A 21,774-nucleotide genomic window follows, 5' to 3' on the forward strand; every position below is an offset into this window, starting at 1 on the left:
GGATCAGTTCCCCATCCGCGCGAGCATCATGTAGGCCAGCCGCGCGTTGGCGGGGGTCGGCCGGAGCAGGCTGGCCTGCTGCGCCTGCGCGCCCTTGATCTGGCCGAGCGTCGATTTGGCCCAGGCGAGCGCGTCGGTCGCGCTCTCGCCCGCGCCGGTGATGACGGTGTTCTCGTCCCCCATCGCCAGCGCCTGCGCGGCGAACTGCAGCCGGTCGGACGGCGTGGTCGCGCCCATCGACGCGGCGCCGTCGCCCAGCTTGCCGGCGAAGCGCTGGTACACCTCGCCGAGCGAGCGCGCGGAGCCGTCGCTGTCGAAGAAGACGCCGCGGTTGGCGCGCGCGGCGGCGGGGAAGAGCGCGGCGGCGCTGCGCTCGGGGTTGCTCTGCATCGCCGAGAGGAAGGTGCGCGCGCCGCCCAGCCCGAGGAAGTGCGCCATATAGAGGTCGGTGCCGGTCGCGGCGCGGCCGGTCGACGCCTCGATCGCGTCCTTGTTGTCGCTGGCATGCTCGGCCGCCATCAGCGAGGCGACCTCGGGATCGTTGCGCAGCCCCAGCACCGCGGCGCGGTTGCCGCCGGTGACGGTGAAGCGCCCGCCCGACTGCTGGATGCTGTCCGCCGCCCAGCCGAGGCCATGCTCGCTGCCGTGCTTCTTCACCACCGCGAGCCAGCTCTGCTCGACGAACTGGTACAGGCCCGAGGCGGAGGAGGTGCTGGCGCGCGCGCTGGCGTTGAGCCCGCTCTCGATCTTGGCCTGGCCGAGCAGATAGTTGAAGTCGACGCCGGTGCGCTGCGCCGCGCGCTGGATCGCGGAGGTAACGCGGCCGGTGGCCGGGGTGAGCGCGGAGACGGTCATGCCCGGCTTGGAGCAAGAGGCGTGCCAGATGGGGGAGGGTGCGGATCGCCCCGAGCGCTAACGTGTTCCCCGGCGCAGGCCGGGGTCCAGCTGGGAAGACCGTCGTGGATCTCGCTGAGGTTCACCCAACTGGGCCCCGGCCTTCGCCGGGGAACAGCGTGTGATATAAAGGCGCGCGCCCCTTACGCGTACGCCACGCCGGCGCGGCCGTAGGCGCCGCCGCTCTGGCCGGAAAGAAGTTGCAGGCGGCGGCGGACATTTGCCGCCATCAGGTTGACGTAGATCCGGCAGGTGTCGTTGAGACGGTCGGCCTCCTCGACCAGCCCGCGCAGCTCGGCGTCGGCCGGGCCGTCGCCGAGCGCGCGCAACGCCTCGATCGCGCGCAGCTTGTTGCCGGTGGCGCGCTCCAGCCCGGCCATGTCGTTGGCCTTCAGCGCCGCGATCTCGGCGTGGAGCATGTCGATCACGCGCACCAGCGCGTCACGCCTGTTCATTGGCCATCCAGTCGAAACGAAGTGCGATGAACTGGTCCGCGATGGTCGCGGGCGAGAGCGGGAAGGTGCCGTTGGCGATCGCGGTCTTGATCTGCTGAACGCGGTCGCCGTCGACCGGCGGCTCGGCGGCGAGCGACTTGGCGAGCGTCTGCGGCGCCGCGGTGGCGGTCGTCGCATTGTTCGCCGCCAGCGGGGCGGCCGGCGCCGGCGCGCTGACGCGCGCCACGCTGGCGACCCGCAGGTCGTTCGCCTTGATCGTTGAGGGTCCTACCGATTCCACCATGACTGCACCTGTCGGCCTCCGCTGACATCGGAGAAAACGACAGGCCGTGGCGCGACTTTAGCATTTTTTTATCGGGGCTCATTCGGACCAGCCGGGCAGCGTCGCGCGCCCCGCCTCGACCGCCACCGCCTGCACCGCGCGCGGCGCGTCGTCGACCTTGATCATCACGCGCGCGCCGGGCGCGGCGTCGCCGATCGCCACGCCCTCGCGCGTGATCGCGAAGCCGTCGCTGCCCGCCTCGATCGTCACCGCGTCGCCGCGGCGGATCACCGGGTCGGCGCGCACCGGCACTACGGCGGCGGCGGTGCGCGGTGCGACCGCGCCGGCGACACGCGGCGGCGCGATCACGGGGACGAACAGCCGCCACGACGGGCCGGCGCAGGCGATCACGACCGCGTCATGCGCCTCGGTGCGCCACGACATCGCCACCATCGGGCAGGCGGCGAGCCGCAGCCGCGCGTCGACCGGGGCGCGCGCGCCGCCCTCGCTGCCGATCGGGCGCGCGGTGAAGGCGGCGACGGCGCGGTCGAGCGCGTCGGTGTCCTGGAAGCCGGCGCCGGTCGCGGCGGCGGCGAGGAGGAGGGCGGCGATCATGGCTTTTTCCCTTGTTCGCCCGCGAAGGCGAGCGTGACGAGTACCTGGCGGCGGCCGGGGCGCACCGCGGTGGCGAGGCCGAGCCGCGCGTCGGGCACGCCCGCGGCGGCCAGCGGCGCGGCGACCGCGCGCGCGCGATCGGCGGCGAGGAGGGTGGCGCTGCGCGAGCGCGGGTCGACGTCGGCGGCGGTGCCGTCGGTCGCGCCGGTGACGGTGAGGCTCACGCGCGGGTCGCGCAGCTCGGCGCGCGCCCAGGCGGCGAGCCCGGCGGGGGTGCCGGGGGGCGTCGCGCTGCCCGGCGCGAAGCCGGCGACGCCGTAGCTCGCCACCGGCATCGCCGCGGGCGCCTCGGCGCCGAAGCCCTCCGCCAGCCCGGCGGCGAGCGCGCGCGGATCGAGCTGCTGGTTGGCCTGAAGCAGCACGAAGAAGCCGACCAGCAGCAGCGCGAGATCGGCCAGCGTCATCAGCCAGAGCGCGCGCGCCGGTGCCTCGTCGGCGAGGAGCTCGTCGTCGCTCATGCCGCGCGCTCGTGCGGCGCGGGCTCGGCGTCCTCGGGATCGTCGTCCGCGACGGCGACCGGCTCGGGCGCGGGATGGAGCCGCGCGCCGGCGCGCACGCGCGGCGCCTCGCGCGCGGCGAGTTCGGCCAGCGGGGCGATGAGGCGGGCGCGCTCGATCGCCTCGGCGCGCGCGGCGGCGCGCAGCCGGGTGGCGATCGGCATGGCGACAAGGTTGGCGAGCAGCGCGCCATATAAGGTAGCGAGCAGCGCGACCGCCATCGCCGCTCCGATCGCGCTGGGGTCGCTCATCCGCGTGAACATCGCGACCAGCCCGACCAACGTGCCGACCATGCCGAGCGCGGGCGCGGCCTCGGCGACGCCGGTCCAGCAGTCGGTGACGAGGCGGTGGCGCTCGATGCGGGCGCGGCGCGCGGTGTCGAGCGAGTCGATCACCGCCTGCGGCTGCGCGCCGTCGACGATCAGCGCCACCGCGGCGGCGACGTCCTTGTCGTGGATCACACTGCGGTCGAGCGCGTGGACGCCGTGGCGCGCGGCGATGCGGCTGAGCGCGGCGATCTGGTCGAGCCGCGTGTCGGCGCGGAAGCGGCGGCGCGGCAGCACGCGCAGCGCGAGCGCGGCGCGGCCGAGGTCGCGCGCGGGGGTACGCAGCGCCGCGGCGAGCGCGGTGCCGCCGAACACGATGGCGAGCGCGGCGGGGTCGAGGAACATGCCGGGAGTCATGCCCGCCTGTGATGCAAGGGGCGGGCCAGATTGGGGGTGGCGGAGGATAGGAGCACCCGTTTCCTGAGACCACCCCGGCGCACGCCGGGGTCCAGGTGGGAGAGCCGCGGTGAGATCCACCAGCGTCCCCCAACTGGATCCCCGCGTTCGCCGGGGTGGCGGCGAGCGGGGAGAGATCACCCTCTCCACCAGCGTCATCCTGAGCTCGCCTCAGGATCCACCGGTCCGCAGGCGCCTCGGCGTCTGAGTAGGTGGCAGGGTGGATCCTGAGACGAGCTCAGGATGACGGAAGGAGGGAGGGAGGGAAGTGAGGGGACCCCCATCCTCCGCGTGCCCCGGCGGAGGCCGGGGTCCAGTTGGGCGGACCTTCGTGGGTCTCACCACCGCCTCCCAACTGGGCTCCGGCCTTCGCCGGAGCACGGTAGCGTTCGCGGCCCTGCAAACTCCTGGCCACCGGCCACGCGCCGCCGACACCTATCCGACAGCTACCCGACCACCACCCACCACCCGGCAACGCCACTTGCCGGCAAACCCCGCCGCCAACCGGCAAGCCCTTGCCGCTCCGTGCTTCTCCGGCCCCGTTCCGCCCCACACGAAGCAATTGGCACGCCGCTTGCTCACATTCCCGCGAGGCGACGGGCGATCCCCGTCTCGCATGGAGGTTCGGCCAGTGGCTGAGAGTTTGTTCGGAGTTCACGGAGCAGCCCTGGAGGTGCGCAGCCAGCGCATGGGCGTGCTCGCGTCGAACATCGCCAACGCGTCCACGCCCAATTTCAAGGCCCGCGACATCGACTTCCAGGCAGCGCTCGGCGCGGTCGAGCAGCGCGGCGCGGACGGTGTCGGCGACGCACTGAAGTATCGCGTGCCGACCCAGCCCTCGATGGACGGCAACACGGTGGAACTCTCCACCGAGCAGACCGCCTTCGCCGAGAACGCGGTCCAGTATCAGACGACGCTCTCGTTCCTCAACGGGCGCATCGGCCAGATCACGCGCGCGCTGAAGGGGGAGTAAGACGATGTCCGGCTCGCCGCTCACCATCTTCCAGGTCGCCGGCCGCGCCATGTCGGCGCAGCTGACGCGCATGAACACCACCGCCTCGAACCTCGCCAACGCCGGCGGCGTCGCCGGCTCGGAGGAGGCCGCGTACAAGACGATGAAGCCGGTGTTCCGCACCAGCTTCGACGCGGCCAGCGGGCTCTCCACCACCGACGTGCAGCAGATCGTCACCGCGGGCGAGGCGCCGACCAAGCGCTACGACCCCGGCAGCCCGATGGCGAACAAGGACGGCTACGTCTTCGACGCCGCGGTCGATGAATCGCGCGAGCTGGTCGACATGATGGAGACCGCGCGCACCTACCAGAACAACGTCGAGGTCATGCAGACCGCCAAGACGCTGATCCTCGACACCCTCAAGATGGGCCGCTGATCATGACCAGCATCACCGCCAACACCTCCGCCACCGACAAGGCCACGCAGGACGCGATCTTCGCCTCGGCCGGCGTGGCGCGCTCCAACACCACCACCGCCGCGGGCGTCAGCGCCACCACCGGCAAGTCGACGCTGGGGCAGAAGGACTTCATCGCGCTGATGACCGCGCAGTTGGCCTATCAGGACCCGTTCAACCCGGTCGACAACACGCAGATGGTCGCGCAGATGGCGCAATTCTCGTCGGTCGCGGGCATCAGCGAGATGAACCAGACGCTGTCGGGCATCAGCGGGCGGCTCAACTCCACCACCGCCACCGACGCGATGGGCTATGTCGGCCGCACCGTGCTGACCGCGGGCAAGACCGCCTATGAGCGCACGTCGGGCGGGATCGCCGGCGCGGTCGAGCTGGCCGGCGACGCGACCGACGTCGACGTCTCGATCGCCGACAAGGACGGCCGCGTCGTCAAGAACATCCAGCTCGGCGCCCAGGCGGCGGGCGAGGCCAGCTACAGTTGGGACGGCACCGACGACGCCGGCAACAAGATCGAGAACGGCCCGTACACGATCTCGGTCGAGGCGGCGAAGGGCTCGACGCTGGTCGACGCCACCTCGCTGGTGTGGGCGCCGGTCGAGAGCGCCAGCCTGCCCGCCGGCGGCGCGCCCGTCCTCAACGTCACCGGGCTCGGCACGGTCGATCCCGCCGCGGTCCGCAAGGTCGCCTAACCCCTTCTTCCTCTCCTTCCCCATTCCCCAGGAGCACGCACCATGTCCTTCTTCACCTCGCTCTCCGGTCTCCAGGCCATGCAGACCGACATGTCGGTCATCAGCCACAACCTCGCCAACGTCTCCACCAACGGCTTCAAGAAGAGCCGGACCGCCTTCGCTGACGTGATCTCGTCGAACGTGTCGACCGACCCGCGCAAGATGGTCGGCTCGGGCGTGTCGGTGAAGGGCACGGTGCAGCAGTTCAGCGACGGCTCGTCGAACCAGACCAAGAGCGCGCTCGACATGCAAATCCTGGGCGAGGGCTTCTTCGTGGTGAAGTCGACCGGCCTGTCGGACCAGGTTAACTACACCCGCACCGGCGCCTTCACCGTGGACGAGAGCCGCAACGTCATCGACGCGCAGGGCAGCTACCTGATGGTCTACCCGGTCGACAATGACGGGAACGTCACGGCGACCGGCGACAAGTCGCTGACCAACCTGCAGATCCAGCCGACCAGCGGCACGCCCAAGATGACCAACAACGTCGCCACCAAGGTGCAGATCCCGTCGACCGCCACGGTGAAGGATCCGGCCGAGTTCAAGCGCACCGACACCACCACGTACAACAACTCGGTCGCCACGCGCATCTACGACGCCAACGGCAACCCGATGACGATGACGAGCTATTACGTCCGCACCGCGGAGGGACAGCCCAACGCGACGCCGCCGAACACCGGCACGTGGCAGGTCTTCACGTACGTCGGCGACCAGATGCTGACGCCGCAGGGCCAGGCGCAGGCCGGGCCGATCACCCAGGTGTACGACACCAAGGGCGCGCTGACCGGCGCGCAGACGATCCAGTTCGAGGACTTCATCCCCGCCTCGGGCGCCGCGGCGCAGGGCATCTCGCTTGACCTCACCGGCTCGACCCAGACCGCGGCCGCGGCGGCGGTGAGCGCGCGCACGCAGGACGGTGTCGCGGTCGGCCAGCTGGTCGGCATCACTGTCGACGACGCGGGCATCATCAAGGCGAGCTACTCGAACTCGGACATCGTGCCGCTCGGCAAGGTGGCGATCGCGAAGTTCTCGGCGCCGACCGGGCTGCGCCAGGCCGGCAGCAACTATTGGCAGGCGACCGGCATCTCGGGGAAGGCGACGCTCGGCTTCGCCGCGGCGGAGGGCTTCGGCAGCCTGAAGTCGGGCCAGCTCGAGGGCTCCAACGTCGATATCACCGAAGAGCTTGTTAACCTTATTGCGGCACAGCGCAACTTCCAGGCGAACGCGAAGGCCCTGGATACGGCGACTCAGGTGTCGCAGTCGATCCTCAACATCCGCGCGTAAGCGCGGGGGCGGGGTCGAGCGACGAAGGGCCGTCGTAAGACCTTCCGTCATGCCGGGCTTGACCCGGCATCCATGGTGCCGCGCACGCACGGGCCGCAGCTCGTGCGGCGCCATGGATCCCGGCTCAAGGCCGGGATGACGGAGAAGCGGATAAGGAAGGACGTAAGTGGACAAGCTGGTCTACACCGCGGCGACCGGACTGCGCGCGCACATGCAGGCGCAGGCCGCGATCGCCAACAACATGGCGAACGCGTCCACCACCGGCTTCCGCGCCGACCGCGTCTCGTTCGACCGCATCATCCTCTCCGACGGCACGTCGCAGCTGTCGGCGCGCGCGCCCACCTCGGAAGAAGTGCGCGACGCCGACCGCGCGCCGGGCGCGATGCAGCAGACCGGCCGCCCGCTCGACGTCGCGCTGGGCGACCGCGACACCTGGCTCACCGTCCAGGGCGCCGACGGCAGCGAGGCATATAGCCGCCGCGGCGACTTCACCGTCTCCGAATCGGGCACGCTCCAGACCGGCGACGGCTTCCTGGTGATGGGGGCGAGCGGCCCGATCACGCTGCCGCCGTACGAGTCGGTGTCGATCGGCTCGGACGGCTCGGTCTCGATCGTGCCGCAGGGCGACAAGAGCGGCCAGCCGCAGGTGATCGACCGGCTCAAATTGGTCTCCTCGGCCGGGTCCGACACGGTGAAGGGGCTCGACAACCTACTCCACGTGCGCGGCGGCGGCACGCTGCCGGAGAACCTCGACGGCAAGGTCACCGCGGGCGCGCTCGAGGGATCGAACGTCAACATGACCGAGGCGCTGGTCGACATGATCGAGAACCAGCGCAGCTACGAGCTTCAGGCCAACCTGCTCAAGGAGGCCAAATCCATGGACGAGTCGAGCGCATCGGTGATGCGCCTGCCGGGCTGAGGAAGGATTAGACCATGACCACGTCCGCCATGCACATCGCGCGTACCGGGCTCGACGCCCAGGACACGCGCATGCGAGTCATCTCGAACAACCTCGCCAACGTCAGCACGACCGGCTTCAAGCGCGACCGCGCCTCGTTCGAGACCCTGTCCTACCAGGTCGTCACCGCCGCGGGTGCGCAGTCGACCGCGGAGAGCCGCTACGCCACCGGGCTCAATCTCGGCACCGGCGTGCGCGTGCAGGGCACGTCGCGCACCGAGACGCAGGGTTCGATGAACCAGACCGGCAACAGCCTCGACCTCGCGCTCGACGGCGGCGGCTATTTCCAGGTGCAGATGCCCGGCGGCCAGCTCGGCTACACGCGCGCGGGCAATTTCTCGCGCTCGCCCGAGGGGCTGCTGATCACCAGCCAGGGCTATCAGGTGATGCCGGGCATCACCGTGCCGGCCAATGCGACGCAGATCACGATCGGGCTCGACGGCACCGTCTCGGCCACCGTGCCGGGGCAGGACGAGGCGCAGAACCTCGGCCAGATCCAGGTCGCCAGCTTCCCCAACCCGGCCGGGCTGACCTCCGCCGGCGACAATTTCCTCACCGAGAGCGCCGCCAGCGGTGCCGCCAACCTCGGCGTGCCGGGCGAGGACGGCCGCGGTCGCGTCCGCCAGGGCACGCTGGAGGCGAGCAACGTCAACGTGGTGGAAGAGCTGGTCGACATGATCGAGACCCAGCGCGCCTATGAGGTCAATTCCAAGATGATCTCGGCCACCGACGACATGCTGAAATACGTTAACCAAAATCTGTCATAGACTCGGCGATGACCTCGACCATGTCTCTCCGCCGCCGCGCGCGGGTCGCGCTGCACCTCGCTCTGGGGGCGATCGCCGCCGCGGCGCTGGTGCCTGCTCCGGCGCACGCCGGGTTGCTCGGCAAGGTGCTCAAGAAGAAGCCGGCGGAGGATTTCTCCGCGGTTCATGCACCCGCCCAGCCGCCCGCGCCGCCCGCCGCCAACGGCTCGATCTTCCAGGTCGCCGACGGCTATGCCGCGCTCTACGAGGGCTGGCGCGCGCGCCGCGTCGGCGACCCGCTGACGATCGTGCTGGTGGAGCGCACCGCCGCCTCCAAGTCGGCCTCGTCCAAGCTCGCCTCGGACGGCAGCTTCTCGCTCACCCCGCCGTCGACCGGCCCGCTCGGCGGGATCGTCAGCGGCACCGACGTGGGCTCGAGCGGCAAGCGCGGCTTCAACGGCACCGGCACCGCGGACCAGGCCAACTCGCTCTCGGGCGAGGTCTCGGTCACCGTCGCCGAAGTCTATCCCAACGGCACGATGCTGGTGCGCGGGCAGAAGCGCGTGACGCTCAACCGCGGCGACGAGTTCGTCCAGATCAAGGGTATCGTCCGCACCGCCGACGTCGACCGCGACAATCGCGTGCCCTCCACCCGAGTCGCCGACGCGCAGATCGCCTATACCGGCAAGGGCGACGTCGCGCGCTCCAGCCGGCAGGGCTGGCTGTCCCGCTTCTTCCAGGTCGTGAGCCCGTTCTGATGATCCGCCAGCTGCTCCTCGCGCTCGCCGCGCTCACGGCCGCCATCGCCGGCCCCGCCCACGCCGACCGGATCAAGGATCTCGGCGGCTTCCAGGGCATTCGCGCCAACCAGCTGACCGGCTATGGCGTGGTGGTCGGCCTGCCCGGCACGGGCGACGACAATCTCGAATATACCGTCCAGTCGGTGAAGGCGGTGGCGTCGCGCTTCGGGCTCCAGCTGCCCGCGGGCGTCAACCCGGGGCTCAAGAACGCCGCGGTGGTGATGATCACCGCCGAGCTGCCCGCCTTCGCCAAGCCGGGCCAGCGGATCGACATCACCGTCGCCTCGATGGGCAAGGCCAAGTCGTTGCGCGGCGGCAGCCTGGTGCTGACCCCGCTGCTCGGCGCCGACGGGCAGGTCTACGCCATGGCGCAGGGCAATCTCGCGGTCGGCGGGCTTGGCGCCGAGGGCGCGGACGGCTCCAAGATCGTCGTCAACATTCCCTCTACCGGCCGCATCCCCGAGGGCGCGACGGTGGAGCGCGCGGTCGCGACCGGTTTCGCCGACACGCCCTTCGTCACCTACAATCTCCAGCGCGCCGACTTCACCACCGCGCAGAACGTCGCCGCCTCGATCAACCGCAAGTTCGGTGCCGGCACCGCGCAGGCGATCGACGCCGTGTCGGTCGCGGTGCGCGCGCCGACCGGCGCGGACGTGCGCGCCACGCTGATGAGCGAGATCGAGAACCTCGACGTCGCCTCGGCCGAGCCGCCCGCCAAGGTGATCGTCAACGCGCGCACCGGCACGGTGGTGATCAACTCGGCGGTGCGCGTCGGCGCCGCGGCGGTGACGCACGGCAAGCTCACCGTCCGCATCGACGAGAACCAGCGCATCAGCCAGCCCGCGCCGCTCAGCCAGGGCCAGACCGCGCTGGAGAACCGCTCCAACGTGCAGGTGTCGGAGGAGAAGAAGCCGATGTTCCTGCTCAACCCCGGCCCCAAGCTGGCCGACGTGGTGAAAGCGGTGAACGCGATCGGCGCGAGCCCGGCCGACCTGGTGGCGATCCTCGAGGCGCTCAAGGAGGCCGGCGCGCTCAAGGCCGAGCTGGTGGTGCTCTGATGGCGGACACCCCAACCAGCGGAGTCGGCGTCGCGATCACCGGCAAGACGGGGCTCGACACCGGGCTTGGCCGCACCGCGACCAAGGCCAACCTCGACAAGGCCGCGCAGCAGTTCGAATCGGTCTTCACCGGCATGATGCTGAAGTCGATGCGCCAGGCCAAGCTGGCCGATCCCCTCTTCGACAGCAAGGCGCTCACCACCTTCCGCGACATGTCCGACCAGAAGGTGGTGCAGGAGATGGCGAGCCACAAACCGATCGGCATCGGCGCCGCGATGAGCAAGTTCCTGGCGCAATCTCAACCGGATCTTAACGGGAATCATGGCACGCCGGTGGAATGAGTGATCTGCTCTCCATCGGCGCTTCGGGCGTCCGCGCGTACCAGACCGCGCTGACGACGACGTCGGAGAACATCGCGAACGCCGGCAACGCGTCCTACGTGCGGCGCAGCGCGACGATCCGCGAGGTGCAGACCAGCAACGGCTGGAACTCGTCGCTCAACGGCATGGGCGCGGTGGTCGACGGGATCGCGCGCAACAGCAGCCCGTATCTCGAAGCATCGGTGCGCAGCGCCAGCTCGGACGCCAAGAAGACCGAGGCGAGCACGGTCTGGCTCGAGCGGATCGAGTCGGCGATGACCGGCGGCGCGCTGTCCACCAATCTCACCGGCTTCTTCGCGGCGAGCACCGCGCTCCAGGCCGAGCCGACCTCGAGCGCGCTGCGCGCCGGCATGCTGGGCAGCGCCGCGACGCTGGCCGATTCGTTCAAAGTCACCGCCAAGGCGCTCGACGACGGCATGGCCGAGCTCGACACCAAGGCGCAGCAGACGGTGGGCGAGCTCAACCGGCTGAGCCAGGCGCTGCTCAAGGTGAACCAGGGCATCGTCAAGTCGCAGCCGGGCTCGGCCGCGGCGGCGGGGCTGGCCGACCAGCGCGACGACCTGCTCCAGCAGATGAGCGCGCTGACCGAGGTCAACGTCCAGGTCGACGATTTCGGCCGCGCCACCGTGCGCGCCGGCGCCAGCAACGGCCCGGTGCTGGTCGATCCGAAGGAAGCGAGCGAGATGAGCTACGCGCGCACCGGCGGCAACGCGGTGCTCAACGTGCTCAAGCCGAGCGGCGTCGCGGTCCAGGCCAATCCCGAGGGCGGCGCGCTGGCGGGGATGATCGAGGGCGCGCAGCGAATCGCCGCCACGCGCGACCAGCTCGGCGCGATCGCCACCGATCTCACCACCAGCGTCAACGACCTGCAGACTCAGGGGCAGGATCTCACCGGCGCGCAGGGCAAGCCCTTCTTCGCCAACACCAGCGACCCCGCCGATTTCTCGGTGGCGCTGACCGACGGCAGCCAGATCGCCGCGGCCAAGGCCGGCGGGGGCGTGCGCGACTCCTCCAACCTCGCCGCGCTCGCCGCGCTGCGCACCGGCAACCAGTTCGAGAGCAAGGTCCAGGCGCTCACCACCGACAATGCCGCGACGCTCAAGCAGCGCCGGCTGGTGGGCGACGCGCAGACCGCGATCTACGACGGCGCGGTGACGGCGCGGTCCGAGGCCTCGGGGGTCAACCTCGACTCGGAAGCGGTCGACCTCGTCCGCTTCCAGCAGGCCTATCAGGCGTCCAGCCGCGTGATCCAGGTCGCGCGCGAGACCTTCCAGTCGATCCTCGAGATCAGGTAAGCCGCCATGCAGATCTCCAGCAACCTCCTCTACGATCGCTCCGCCGCCCGGATGGGCGCGCTGATGACGACCGCGACCAAGCTGCAGACCCAGATCGCGACCGGCAAGAAGATCAGCTCGCCGTCCGAGAATGTCGCGGTGGCGCAGCAGCTCGCCGAGTTCGACCGCAAGGACGCCGACGCCGCCGCGTTCAAGACCAACCTCGACCTCGCCGGCTCGCTGCTCCAGCAGGCCGACGGCACGATGAACTCGATCACCGAGCAGATGCAGCGCGCCACCGAGCTGGTGAACAACGCCGCCACCGACACGCTCGGCGCCTCCGACCGCAAGGTGATCGGCGACCAGCTCCAGTCGGTGATCGCGACATTGGTGTCGCTCGGCAACACCAACGACCTGCGCGGCCAGCCGCTGTTCGGCAGCGCGGCGGGCACGCCCGCGGTGATCGACAACAAGGACGGCACCTTCACCTACAATACCGCGCCGAGCCTGTCGGAGGTGCCGATCGGCGAGAACGGTCTGTCGATCCAGCCGACCGAGACCGCCGCGCGCATCTTCACGTCGAGCAAGGGCGACACGCTGGCGATGCTGTCGGCGCTGGCCACCGCGTTGCAGGCGGGCGAGCCGACCGGCGAGAAGGCGCGCGCCGCGATCGACTCGCTCAAGACGGCGAGCGACCAGGTCTCGACCGTGCAGGCCTCGGTCGGCGCGCGCGCGGCGCGGGTCGACCTGCAGCAGAACCTGCTGACCAACGCCGGCGTCGATCGCGCCGAGCTGCGCTCCACGCTGGAGGACACCGACGTCACCCAAGCGTATACCGAGCTGTCCAAGACGATGACGATCCTGTCGGCGACGCAGGCGAGCTTCTCCAAATTGTCGCAGCTCTCGCTCTTCACCTATCTGCGCTGAGGCGCGGCGGTCGCGTCACGCGGCCGCGCCCGGCTCTTCCATCGCGGCACTGCCCAGCGCGTCGCGCAGCGCGCGCACCTGCGCGTTGAGCGCGGCGAGCTGCGCCGGGGCCATGCCCGAGCGCGCGATCAGCCGCTCGCCGAGACAGCCGCACCGTTCGCTCATCCCGCGTCCCGCCTCGGTGAGGAAGACGCGGACCTGCCGCTCGTCGTCGGGGTTGCGCCGCCGGTCGACCAGCCCCGCCGCCTCCATCCGTTTGACCAGCGGGGTGATCGTGCTCGACTCGAGCGCGAGCCGCTCGGCGATCGCGCCGACGCTGCGGCCGTCCTCCTCCCAGAGCGCGTGAAGCACGAGATACTGCGGGTAGGTGATGCCCAGCGAGTCGAGCAGCGGCTTGTAGGCGCGGCCCACCGCCATGCTGGCGGCATAGAGCGAGTAGCAGAGCTGTTGGTCGAGCGGCAGCGGCACGGGCACGAAGACCTCCGTTTTCCGGCATATAGCGATTTAGATATCGCGATACAAATAATGCTGGACAGACACCGTCGGCCATCCTACCTATTTGTTATCGCGATAATCTATCGCGTGATTAGAAGTAGGAGCAGATCATGGCGGTCGACGTCAAATATCGCACCAGCGCCACCGCGACCGGCGGTCGCGACGGCGAGGCACGGACTATCGAGGGCAATTTCGCGGTGTCGCTCGCGACGCCGAAGGAGCTGGGCGGCGCGGGCGGCGACGGCGCCAACCCCGAGCAATTGTTCGCCGCGGGCTATTCGGCCTGCTTCCTCGGCGCGCTCAAGGTAGCGGGGCAACAGCTCAAGGTGAAGGTGCCCGCGGACACCAAGGTGACCGCGACGGTCGGCATCGGGCCGCGTTCCGAAGGCGGCTTCGGGATTACCGCGGACCTGCTCGTCGACCTTCCCGGGATCGATCGCGACGCGGCCGAGAAGCTCGTCGCGGCGGCGCACCAGATCTGCCCTTACTCGAACGCGACCCGCGGCAACATCGACGTCGGCCTGGCCCTCGCCTGACGCGGCCGGACCGCGGCGCCATTGTCTCCCCCGCAGGGCGTGGCGCCAGCGGCCCGCGCGGGCGCCGCCACTCCGCCCCGATCGCATTCCATCCGCGAGCCGTGGCGCAGAAGGCACCGTCCCGCTGCCGCGGCGAATCCGCCGCGCGCCGTTCGTCGTGCCGCCGTGGACCGAGCGTTTAGAGGAACAATCGTGCGCCGACGATCAGCAGGACCAGCGCCAGCGCGGGCGTGACGATGCGCTCGGGCAGCCGGTCGGTCAGCCGCGCGCCCAGGATCACGCCGGGGACAGAACCGAGCAGCAGCGCGCCGAGCAGCCGCAGATCGATGTTGCCGATCACGGCATGGCCGATCCCGCCCAGCAACGCGACCGGGACGGCGTGAAGGATGTCCGTCCCGACCAGCCGCTTGGCGGTCAACCGAAAGGGATAGAGCAGCAGCAGCAAGGTCGCGCCCAGCGCGCCGGCGCCGACCGACGTCAGCGTGATCAGCGCACCGAGCAGCGCCCCCGCCGCCACCGTCAATGCCGGCTGATAGCGCAGCATCGTCTCGGTCCGCGCCCCGTCGCGCCGCGCGAGACGGCGCGCCAGCGCGGCGCGAAAAGGCGTGAGCACCGCCGAGATCACCAGCGTCGCGCCGAGCACGCGCACGATCAGCCCACCGCTCTCGGCGCGCTCGTGGTGGCTCCACAGCCACCAGAGCGTCACCGCCACCGCGGGCAGGCTGCCGAGGCACAGCCGCCGCACCACCGCCCAGTCGGCATTGTTCTGCCGATGGTGGACCGTGCCGCCGACGAGCTTGGTGATCGCGGCGAACCAGAGATCGGTGCCTACCGCGGTGGCGGGCGCCACGCCGAACAGCAGGATCAGCACGGGCGACATCAGCGACCCGCCGCCGACCCCGGTCAACCCGACGATGGCCCCGACGAGAAATCCCGCGAGCGTGCTCAACCAGTCCACGTCGCGCGTCCCCTTGTCGCATGTCCCGGCGTCATCGCACCCGCTGTGCGACGCCGAGGGGCCGGCCGGCAAGCGCAGAAATGCTTGGGCCGGCCGTGGCGCCGGGCGCATCACCGGCGCGGGATGGTGGCGCGCTCAAGCCGTCGGCGCGCGTTGCCGGCCGGCGCGCCGAGGCTCAGCCGCCGTGCAGCCGGGCGATGACCGCGGCGATACGGTCGCCGGCGCGACCGTCGCCATAGGGGTTGCGCGCACGCGCCATCGCCGCGTGCGCCGCCGACTGGTCGAGCAGCCATGTCGCGGTCGCGACGATGCGCGCCGGATCGGTGCCGACCAGCCGCGCACAGCCCGCCATGACGCCTTCGGGCCGCTCGGTGGTGTCGCGCAGCACCAGCACCGGCAGGTCGAGCGCGGGCGCCTCCTCCTGCAGTCCACCCGAATCGGTGAGCAGCAGGTGGCTCATCGCCAGCAACCGCACCATCGCGGGATAGTCGAGCGGCGGGAAGAGCGTGACCCGCGGCTCGCGCGCGAGCCGATGCGCGAGCGCGCGCGACGCCGGCGCGGGATGTGTGAGCAGCGCGATCGCCACGTCATCGCGCCGCGCGAGCACCGCGATCGCCTGCGCCACCCGCGCCACCGCGGCTTGCCCCTGCTCGCGACGGTGCAACGTGACCGTGACGATCCGCCGATCCGATGCGGCCGCGACGAAGGGTGCGACCGCACCGCCCAGCGCGGGCGTAGCGGCGACCCGCGCCACCATCGCGAGCACCGAGTCGACGCCGCTGTTGCCCGTCACGTGGATCGCGTCCGGCCGCACGTTCTCGGCGGCGAGCGCCGCGGCGGCGACCGCGGTGGGCGCGAGATGGCAGTCGGTGACCGCGGTGATGGCCTTGCGCCAGCCTTCCTCGGGCCGCGGCGCGGCGAGATCGCCGCTGCGCAGACCCGCCTCGACGTGAGCGACCGGTACGCCGCACAGATTGGCCGCCATCGCCCCCGCCCAGGCGGTCGAGGTGTCGCCCTGCACCACCAGCCGCGCGGGGCGCTCCTCAGCGAGCAGCGCGCCGACCGCGTCGATCATCGCACCGAGCAGCTGGCGGTGCGGTTGCCCGGCCCGCATCAGCCTCAGATCGACGTCGGGCGCGAGTTCCAGCGCGGCGAGCGCCCCGTCGAGCAGGGTGCCATGCTGGCCGGTCGACGCGATGCGCAGTTCGAGGCCGCGACGGCGCCGCAGCGCGGCGATCACCGGTGCCATCTTGATCGCCTCGGGTCGCGTACCGAATAAGAGCAGGAGGCGGGGCGCCGCGCGCATGTCCTCTTATTGTAGCGGGAGGATGCATGTTGCGGCGCGGAACCTAGCAGGCGTGCCGCGCGATTCAGCGGCGAGCGAGGAGACAGACGGATGCGATTGGTGATGATCGGCCTCGGCCGGATGGGCGGCAACATGGCACGCCGCCTGATGCGCGCGGGACATGAGATCGTCGCCTATGACCGCGATGCCGATGCGGTGGCCAAGCTGGTGGCGGACGGCGCGATCGCGGCGGACTCGCTCGATGCGGCGCGCGCGCGCTGCCAGGAGGGCGGTGCCGCCGCGATCTGGTGGGTGATGCTGCCGCACGGCGCGGTGACCGACGGCGTGATCGATCAGATCGCCGGCGGCGCGAGCGCGGGCGAGGTCGTGATCGACGGCGGCAACAGCTTCTACAAGGACGATATCCGCCGCGCCAAGGCACTCGCCGAGAAGAACGTCCATTATGTCGACGTCGGCACCTCGGGCGGCGTCTGGGGGCTCGATCGCGGCTATTGCATGATGATCGGCGGTCCCGACCAGGTGGTGCGCGATCTCGATCCCGTCTTCTCCGCGCTGGCGCCGGGTGCGGGCTCGATCGAACGCACGCGCGGTCGCGCCGAGGGGATCGATGACCGCGCCGAGCGCGGCTACATCCATGCCGGCCCGGCGGGTGCGGGCCATTTCGTCAAGATGATCCACAACGGCATCGAGTATGGCCTGATGCAGGCCTATGCCGAGGGCTTCGACGTGCTCAAGGGCAAGGCCTCGGAGAAACTGCCGGAGGACGAGCGCTACGACCTCAACCTCGCCGACATCGCCGAGGTGTGGCGGCGCGGCAGCGTGATCTCGTCCTGGTTGCTCGACCTCACCGCGCAGGCGCTGGCGAGCGACCCGCATCTCGAGAAGTTCAGCGGCAATGTCGCCGATTCGGGCGAGGGTCAGTGGACGATCGAGGCGGCGATGGAGGAGGCCGTGCCGGTCAACGTCCTCACCACCGCTCTGTTCGCGCGCTATCGCAGCCGCGTCGAGCATACGTTCGGCGAGAAGGCGCTGTCGGCGATGCGCTTCGGCTTCGGCGGCCACGTCGAGATGCCGCAATAATGCCGGTCCGATTGCTGGTGTCCGACGTCGACGGCACGCTCGTCGACAAGGAGAAGCAGCTCACCGCGGCGACCATCGCCGCGGTGAAGCGTCTGCAGGATGAGGGGGTCGCGTTCACGCTGATCAGCGCGCGGCCGATGTCGGGCATCCGCCCGCTGCTCGACCAGCTCGGCTTCGACGGCGACGTCGCCGCCTTCAACGGCGGGATCATTTTCCGGCGCGACGGCACGATCGTCCACCACGAGACGCTGCCCGTCGATGTCGCGCGCGAGGCGCTGACGATCGCGGCCGAGTTCGAGGTCGACACCTGGCTGTTCGCCGACGACCGCTGGTACGCCACCGACCCCGACGGGCCGCACACCAGCAGCGAGCGGCGCAGCTCGGCGCAGGAGCCGGTGGTGGCCGAGGACCTCGTCGCGCTGCTCGACCGCGCCGACAAGCTCACCTTCGTCAGCGACGACGAGGCCATGCTCCACGCGCTCTACGCGCGCGTCCACACCGCGATCGGCGACCGGGCCACCGTGGCGCAGTCGCAGGTCTACTATCTCGACGTCACCGCCAAGGGCGCCAACAAGGGCGACGGCATCGCCGCGCTCAGCCGCGCGCTCGGCATCGCGCTGGAGGACACCGCCGCGATCGGCGACCAGGCCAACGACCTGCCGATGCTGCGCCGCGCCGGCCTGCCGATCGCGATGGGCAACGCGCCCGAGGCGGTGCGACAGGCGGCGCACGAGGTGACTCGCGCGAACGACCAGGATGGCGTAGCGCACGCCATCGAAACGATTGTTCTGCCGCGGAGACACTGAATGAAGAAGCTCGTCGCCTTCGATCTCGACGGCACCCTCGCGCTCAGCAAACAGGCGCTCAAGGACGATATGGGCGAGACGCTGGCGGACCTGCTGACGGTCGCCGACGTCGCGGTGATCTCGGGCGGCGACTGGCCGCAGTTCGAGAAGCAGGTGGCGAGCCGCCTGCCCGAGCGCGCCGACCGTGACCGGCTGTGGCTGATGCCGACCACCGGCACCAAGCTGTACGTCCACCGCGACGGCGCGTGGAAGACGGTCTACGCCGAGCTGTTCGACGACGCCGAGAAGCGGAAGATCATCGACGCGTTCGGTCAGTCGCTCGAGGCGACCGGCTTCGTCCCCGAGCAGACCTGGGGGGAGCGGATCGAGGACCGCGGCAGCCAGATCACCTTCTCCGCGCTCGGCCAGCAGGCCCCGCTCGAGGCGAAGGAGACCTGGGATCCCGATTTCGCCAAGCGCAAGGTGATCCAGGCCGACCTGCGCCAGCGGCTGCCGGGCCTCGCGATCAACATGGGCGGCGCCACCTCGATCGACATCACCCGCGAGGGCGTCGACAAGGGCTATGGCCTGCGCAAGCTCGCGGCGGAGAGCGGCATCCAGCTCGGCGAGATGCTCTTCATCGGCGATGCGATCTTCCCGGGCGGCAACGACTATCCGGCGCATGAGGCCGGGGTGGACTGCGTCCGCGTGCGCGACCCGCAGGAGACGATCAGCGTGGTGACCGCGATCGTCGCGTGCCAGAAGCAGGGCTGAGCGGACTCGTCCAGGGTCCGTCGCGATGATCGATGTCCCGGCGCTCTACGCGCGGTTGGTCACCTCGATCGGCGACGGGACCGGCACCACCGACACGGTGCTCCACATCCATGCCGGAATGGCGGTGCTGATCCTCGCGCGCGTGGTGACGCGGCGCTCGCTCGGCACCTTCGTGCCGCTGTCGGTGGTGGCGCTGGCCGAGCTCGCCAACGAGGTGCTCGACCGGCTCCATTATCATTCGTGGCGGTGGTGGGACACGATCCCCGACGTGATCAACACGTTGTTCTGGCCGACCGTGATCTGTGTCGCGGTACGCTGGCGCCCGATGCACCGGCGCGATCAGCGGCGGTGAGACGGTAGAGGAGGGACGAGCGCCCGCTTCCCCCCTCCTTTACCGTCATCCCCCTTTTCTACCGTCATCCCGGACTTGGTCCGGGATCCACCGTTCCGCGTGCTCTGCACCGGTTGCTCTTGCGGAGGAGTGGATCCCGGACCAAGTCCGGGATGACGGCAGTGTAGGTAAGGGCGTCTCACTCCCCCTTCGCGGACCGACCCGACCGCCGCTACCCGATCACCGCGCGCGCCCGCCCGGCGAGATGCTTCACCGAAGCGGCGTGGATGCCCGGGGCGGTCACCAGCACGCCATAAGCGCGCGGGTCGGGCTTGTTGAACAGGATCGGCGCGCCGAGCGCGTCGCTCACCGTCGCGCCGGCCTCGCTCGCCAGCAGCACCGCCGCGGCGATGTCCCACTCGTTGCCCCAGCGCAGCGTGGCGACGAGGTCGGCGCGGTCGCTCGCCACCATGGCGATGCGCAGCGCGATCGAGTTGGGCTTCTCCACCGCGACCAAGGTGCGATCGGTCTTGGGCAACGCGTCCACCGGCACGCGCGCGCCCTCGAAGTCGCGCCGGTCACCCGCCGCCAGGTCGAAGCGCTTGCCGTCCTCGCGCGCCACCGTCGCGCCCGCGCCATCGCGCGCGCGCCAGACCTCGCCGCGCGCGGGCGCGTCGAGCACGCCGATCACCGGGCGGCCGTGCTCCACCAGCGCGATCGACACGCACCATCCCGCGCGCCCGCGGATATAGTCGCGCGTGCCGTCGATCGGGTCGACCACCCAGACGCGGTCGCGCGCGAGCCGGTCGGGGCGGTCGGCGGTCTCCTCCGATAGCCAGCCGGCGTCGGGCAACAGCGCGCCGAGCCGCGCGTGGAGCATGCGATCGACGTCGAGATCGACCTCGCACACCGGGCTGCCCGGAGACTTCTCCCAGCGCGCGAAGTCGGTGCGCCAGCGCGCGAACGCCATCTGCCCCGCCTCGCGCGCGACCGCCGCGACCGCCTCGGCCAGCGCGGCGTCAGCCACCCGCCACCGTCATGCCCTCGATCCGCAGCGTCGGCACGTTGACGCCGTGGCGGAAGACGAGATCGTTCGCCGGCGTCAGCGCGCGGAACATGTCCTTCAGATTGCCCGCGATCGTGAACTCCGCCAGCGGGCGGGTGATCGCGCCGCGCTCGATCAGGAAGCCGGCGGCGCCGCGGCTATAATCGCCGGTCACCGGGTTCACCCCCTGGCCGATCAGCTCGACGACATAGATGCCCTCGGCGATGTCGTCGATCAGCGTCTCCACCGGGACATGCCCCGCCTCCATATAAAGGTTGGTGGTGGACACCCCCGGTGCCCCCGCGATCCCGCGCGCGGCATGACCGGTCGGCTCGAGCCCGAGCTGACGCGCCGAGGCGCTGTCAAGCAGCCACGTCTCGAGCATCCCCCCGCTGACGATCGAAACCGGCGACACCGGCAGCCCCTCGCCGTCGAACGGGCGTGAGCGCAGCCCGTGCGGGCGGTGCGGATCGTCGATCACGGTGACGCCCGGCGGAAGGATCGCCTGGCCCAGCGAGTCGAGCAGGAAACTGGTGCGGCGCGTCACCGCGCTGCCCGAGATCGCGCCGCTGAGATGGCCGAGCAGGCTGGCGCCGACGCGCGGGTCGAACACCACCGGCATCGTCCCGCTCGGCGCGCGGCCGGCGCCGACGCGCGCCGCGGCGCGCTCACCCGCGGTCTGGCCGATCAGCTCGGGCGAGTCGAGATGCGCGCGGTGCCGCGTGGCGTGAAACGCATAGTCGCGCTGCATCGAGCCGTCGCCCGACCCCGCACCGCCCGCGATCACGCTGGCGGAAAGCGTGTGGCTGGTCGCCTCATAGGCGCCCGCGAAGCCGTGGCTGGTGGCGAGCGCCCAGACGCTGCGCGCCCAGGCCGCGCCCGCGCCCTCGCTGTTGGTGACTCCCGCGACCGCGCGCGCGGCCTCCTCCGCGCGCGCGGCGGCGTCGCGCAGCGCGGGCGGCTCGGGCTCGTCGCGATCGGCGAGGTCGAGCAGCGGCGCGGTGCCGCGGAGCAGCCGGCCCTCGGGCGCGAGTCCGGCCCAGCGATCCTCGGGCGCCTCGTGCGCCATCGCCACCGCACGGTCGACCAAGGTCGCGACCGCGTCGGCCGACAGGTCCGAGGTCGAGACGCTCGCGGATCGCTGCCCCACGAAGACGCGCAGCCCGAGATCCGACCCTTCCGAGCGGCCGACGTCCTCCAGCGCGCCCAGCCGCACCGACACCTCGCTCGAGGCGTTGGCGGCGAACACCGCGTCGGCGGCGTCGGCTCCGGCGGCACGCGCGCGGCGGACGATGTCGGCGGCGCGATCCTGCGCCTGGTCGGGAGTGAGCATGTCGATCCTGTAGGCCTGGGGTCCGGTGCGTTGCTAGTCCCCGGCCA

Annotated in this window: 27 protein-coding genes; 16 read left to right on the forward strand and 11 right to left on the reverse strand. The window is 70.9% G+C overall.

Annotated features, from left to right (window positions below; translation table 11 throughout):
* Positions 1-3 precede the first annotated feature (3 nt).
* The 6 genes from EV292_RS06215 to EV292_RS06240 all read right to left on the reverse strand — a co-directional run bounded on the left by EV292_RS06215 (position 4) and on the right by EV292_RS06240 (position 3,454).
* On the reverse strand, positions 4-855 hold the full coding sequence (locus EV292_RS06215) for a lytic transglycosylase domain-containing protein (RefSeq protein ID WP_132908345.1): 852 nt from the start codon (positions 853-855) through the stop codon (positions 4-6).
* A gap of 182 nt (positions 856-1,037) precedes the next feature.
* The gene (locus tag EV292_RS06220; protein WP_132908346.1) at positions 1,038-1,349 is read right to left on the reverse strand and encodes a flagellar protein FlgN; all 312 of its coding nucleotides are present in this window, start codon (positions 1,347-1,349) and stop codon (positions 1,038-1,040) included.
* On the reverse strand, positions 1,336-1,632 hold the full coding sequence (gene flgM, locus EV292_RS06225) for a flagellar biosynthesis anti-sigma factor FlgM (protein WP_132908347.1): 297 nt from the start codon (positions 1,630-1,632) through the stop codon (positions 1,336-1,338). Before flgM ends, EV292_RS06220 begins: the two co-directional genes overlap by 14 nt.
* Positions 1,633-1,710: 78 nt before the next feature.
* A complete protein-coding gene (locus tag EV292_RS06230; RefSeq protein ID WP_132908348.1) occupies positions 1,711-2,226 on the reverse strand; it encodes a flagella basal body P-ring formation protein FlgA in 516 nt (171 codons plus the stop codon).
* Positions 2,223-2,744, reverse strand: coding sequence for a hypothetical protein (locus tag EV292_RS06235; protein ID WP_132908349.1), 522 nt, complete (start codon positions 2,742-2,744; stop codon positions 2,223-2,225). Before EV292_RS06235 ends, EV292_RS06230 begins: the two co-directional genes overlap by 4 nt.
* On the reverse strand, positions 2,741-3,454 hold the full coding sequence (locus EV292_RS06240) for a MotA/TolQ/ExbB proton channel family protein (protein WP_347812575.1): 714 nt from the start codon (positions 3,452-3,454) through the stop codon (positions 2,741-2,743). The genes EV292_RS06235 and EV292_RS06240 overlap by 4 nt, the downstream gene beginning before the upstream one ends.
* A 667-nt stretch (positions 3,455-4,121) precedes the next feature.
* On the opposite strand from EV292_RS06240, the gene EV292_RS06245 reads away from it, so the two are divergent.
* The 11 genes from EV292_RS06245 (at position 4,122) to EV292_RS06295 (ending at position 13,084) form a co-directional block, all read left to right on the forward strand.
* Positions 4,122-4,478, forward strand: coding sequence for a flagellar basal body protein (locus EV292_RS06245; RefSeq protein WP_132908351.1), 357 nt, complete (start codon positions 4,122-4,124; stop codon positions 4,476-4,478).
* A 4-nt stretch (positions 4,479-4,482) separates the two neighbouring features.
* Positions 4,483-4,893: a flagellar basal body rod protein FlgC gene (gene flgC, locus EV292_RS06250; RefSeq protein WP_132908352.1), complete on the forward strand. Its 411-nt coding sequence runs from the start codon at positions 4,483-4,485 to the stop codon at positions 4,891-4,893.
* Positions 4,894-4,895: 2 nt separating this feature from the next.
* The gene (locus EV292_RS06255; RefSeq protein WP_132908353.1) at positions 4,896-5,618 is read left to right on the forward strand and encodes a flagellar hook capping FlgD N-terminal domain-containing protein; all 723 of its coding nucleotides are present in this window, start codon (positions 4,896-4,898) and stop codon (positions 5,616-5,618) included.
* Positions 5,619-5,660: 42 nt separating this feature from the next.
* Positions 5,661-6,941 carry a flagellar hook protein FlgE gene (locus EV292_RS06260; RefSeq protein WP_132908354.1) on the forward strand — a complete coding sequence of 427 codons (1,281 nt, stop codon included), beginning with the start codon at positions 5,661-5,663 and terminating at the stop codon, positions 6,939-6,941.
* Between the two features lie 166 nt (positions 6,942-7,107).
* Complete coding sequence (flgF, locus tag EV292_RS06265) at positions 7,108-7,860, forward strand: flagellar basal body rod protein FlgF (protein ID WP_132908355.1); 753 nt, start codon at positions 7,108-7,110, stop codon at positions 7,858-7,860.
* A 14-nt stretch (positions 7,861-7,874) separates the two neighbouring features.
* Positions 7,875-8,666: a flagellar basal-body rod protein FlgG gene (flgG, locus tag EV292_RS06270; protein ID WP_132908356.1), complete on the forward strand. Its 792-nt coding sequence runs from the start codon at positions 7,875-7,877 to the stop codon at positions 8,664-8,666.
* 20 nt (positions 8,667-8,686) lie between these two features.
* On the forward strand, positions 8,687-9,403 hold the full coding sequence (locus EV292_RS06275; protein ID WP_132908841.1) for a flagellar basal body L-ring protein FlgH: 717 nt from the start codon (positions 8,687-8,689) through the stop codon (positions 9,401-9,403).
* The gene (locus tag EV292_RS06280) at positions 9,403-10,503 is read left to right on the forward strand and encodes a flagellar basal body P-ring protein FlgI (RefSeq protein ID WP_132908357.1); all 1,101 of its coding nucleotides are present in this window, start codon (positions 9,403-9,405) and stop codon (positions 10,501-10,503) included. The genes EV292_RS06275 and EV292_RS06280 overlap by 1 nt, the downstream gene beginning before the upstream one ends.
* Positions 10,503-10,844 (forward strand): rod-binding protein, encoded by a 342-nt coding sequence (locus EV292_RS06285; protein ID WP_132908358.1) that lies wholly within the window; start codon positions 10,503-10,505, stop codon positions 10,842-10,844. Before EV292_RS06280 ends, EV292_RS06285 begins: the two co-directional genes overlap by 1 nt.
* The gene (gene flgK, locus EV292_RS06290) at positions 10,841-12,178 is read left to right on the forward strand and encodes a flagellar hook-associated protein FlgK (RefSeq protein WP_132908359.1); all 1,338 of its coding nucleotides are present in this window, start codon (positions 10,841-10,843) and stop codon (positions 12,176-12,178) included. The genes EV292_RS06285 and flgK overlap by 4 nt, the downstream gene beginning before the upstream one ends.
* Positions 12,179-12,184: 6 nt before the next feature.
* Complete coding sequence (locus EV292_RS06295; RefSeq protein ID WP_132908360.1) at positions 12,185-13,084, forward strand: flagellin; 900 nt, start codon at positions 12,185-12,187, stop codon at positions 13,082-13,084.
* Positions 13,085-13,099: 15 nt separating this feature from the next.
* Here the strand turns inward: EV292_RS06295 and EV292_RS06300 are convergent, their stop codons facing one another.
* The gene (locus EV292_RS06300; protein WP_132908361.1) at positions 13,100-13,558 is read right to left on the reverse strand and encodes a MarR family transcriptional regulator; all 459 of its coding nucleotides are present in this window, start codon (positions 13,556-13,558) and stop codon (positions 13,100-13,102) included.
* A 131-nt stretch (positions 13,559-13,689) separates the two neighbouring features.
* Here EV292_RS06300 and EV292_RS06305 point away from each other — a divergent pair, with 131 nt between their 5' ends.
* Positions 13,690-14,115, forward strand: coding sequence for an organic hydroperoxide resistance protein (locus EV292_RS06305; protein ID WP_132908362.1), 426 nt, complete (start codon positions 13,690-13,692; stop codon positions 14,113-14,115).
* A 178-nt stretch (positions 14,116-14,293) separates the two neighbouring features.
* Here EV292_RS06305 and EV292_RS06310 read toward each other — a convergent pair whose 3' ends face one another.
* Together EV292_RS06310 and wecB are read right to left on the reverse strand one after the other, a co-directional pair.
* A complete protein-coding gene (locus tag EV292_RS06310) occupies positions 14,294-15,073 on the reverse strand; it encodes a sulfite exporter TauE/SafE family protein (protein ID WP_243693640.1) in 780 nt (259 codons plus the stop codon).
* A 175-nt stretch (positions 15,074-15,248) separates the two neighbouring features.
* Positions 15,249-16,379, reverse strand: coding sequence for a UDP-N-acetylglucosamine 2-epimerase (non-hydrolyzing) (wecB, locus tag EV292_RS06315; protein ID WP_132908364.1), 1,131 nt, complete (start codon positions 16,377-16,379; stop codon positions 15,249-15,251).
* Between the two features lie 90 nt (positions 16,380-16,469).
* Here wecB and gnd point away from each other — a divergent pair, with 90 nt between their 5' ends.
* Genes gnd through EV292_RS06335 form a run of 4 tightly spaced genes read left to right on the forward strand, consistent with a single transcriptional unit; the run spans position 16,470 to position 19,370 of the window.
* On the forward strand, positions 16,470-17,459 hold the full coding sequence (gene gnd / locus EV292_RS06320; RefSeq protein ID WP_132908365.1) for a phosphogluconate dehydrogenase (NAD(+)-dependent, decarboxylating): 990 nt from the start codon (positions 16,470-16,472) through the stop codon (positions 17,457-17,459).
* Positions 17,459-18,265 carry a Cof-type HAD-IIB family hydrolase gene (locus EV292_RS06325; protein WP_132908366.1) on the forward strand — a complete coding sequence of 269 codons (807 nt, stop codon included), beginning with the start codon at positions 17,459-17,461 and terminating at the stop codon, positions 18,263-18,265. Before gnd ends, EV292_RS06325 begins: the two co-directional genes overlap by 1 nt.
* Positions 18,266-19,018, forward strand: coding sequence for an HAD-IIB family hydrolase (locus EV292_RS06330; protein WP_132908367.1), 753 nt, complete (start codon positions 18,266-18,268; stop codon positions 19,016-19,018).
* Between the two features lie 25 nt (positions 19,019-19,043).
* Positions 19,044-19,370 (forward strand): hypothetical protein, encoded by a 327-nt coding sequence (locus EV292_RS06335; protein ID WP_132908368.1) that lies wholly within the window; start codon positions 19,044-19,046, stop codon positions 19,368-19,370.
* A gap of 211 nt (positions 19,371-19,581) precedes the next feature.
* Here the strand turns inward: EV292_RS06335 and EV292_RS06340 are convergent, their stop codons facing one another.
* Together EV292_RS06340 and EV292_RS06345 are read right to left on the reverse strand one after the other, a co-directional pair.
* Positions 19,582-20,376, reverse strand: coding sequence for a 3'(2'),5'-bisphosphate nucleotidase CysQ (locus EV292_RS06340; protein WP_132908369.1), 795 nt, complete (start codon positions 20,374-20,376; stop codon positions 19,582-19,584).
* Positions 20,369-21,727, reverse strand: a complete 1,359-nt coding sequence (locus tag EV292_RS06345; RefSeq protein ID WP_132908370.1) for a TldD/PmbA family protein — start codon at positions 21,725-21,727, stop codon at positions 20,369-20,371. The genes EV292_RS06340 and EV292_RS06345 overlap by 8 nt, the downstream gene beginning before the upstream one ends.
* Positions 21,728-21,774: the final 47 nt, after the last annotated feature.

This window comes from Sphingomonas sp. BK235, from assembly GCF_004345855.1.
In the GTDB taxonomy this organism is placed as follows: domain Bacteria; phylum Pseudomonadota; class Alphaproteobacteria; order Sphingomonadales; family Sphingomonadaceae; genus Sphingomonas.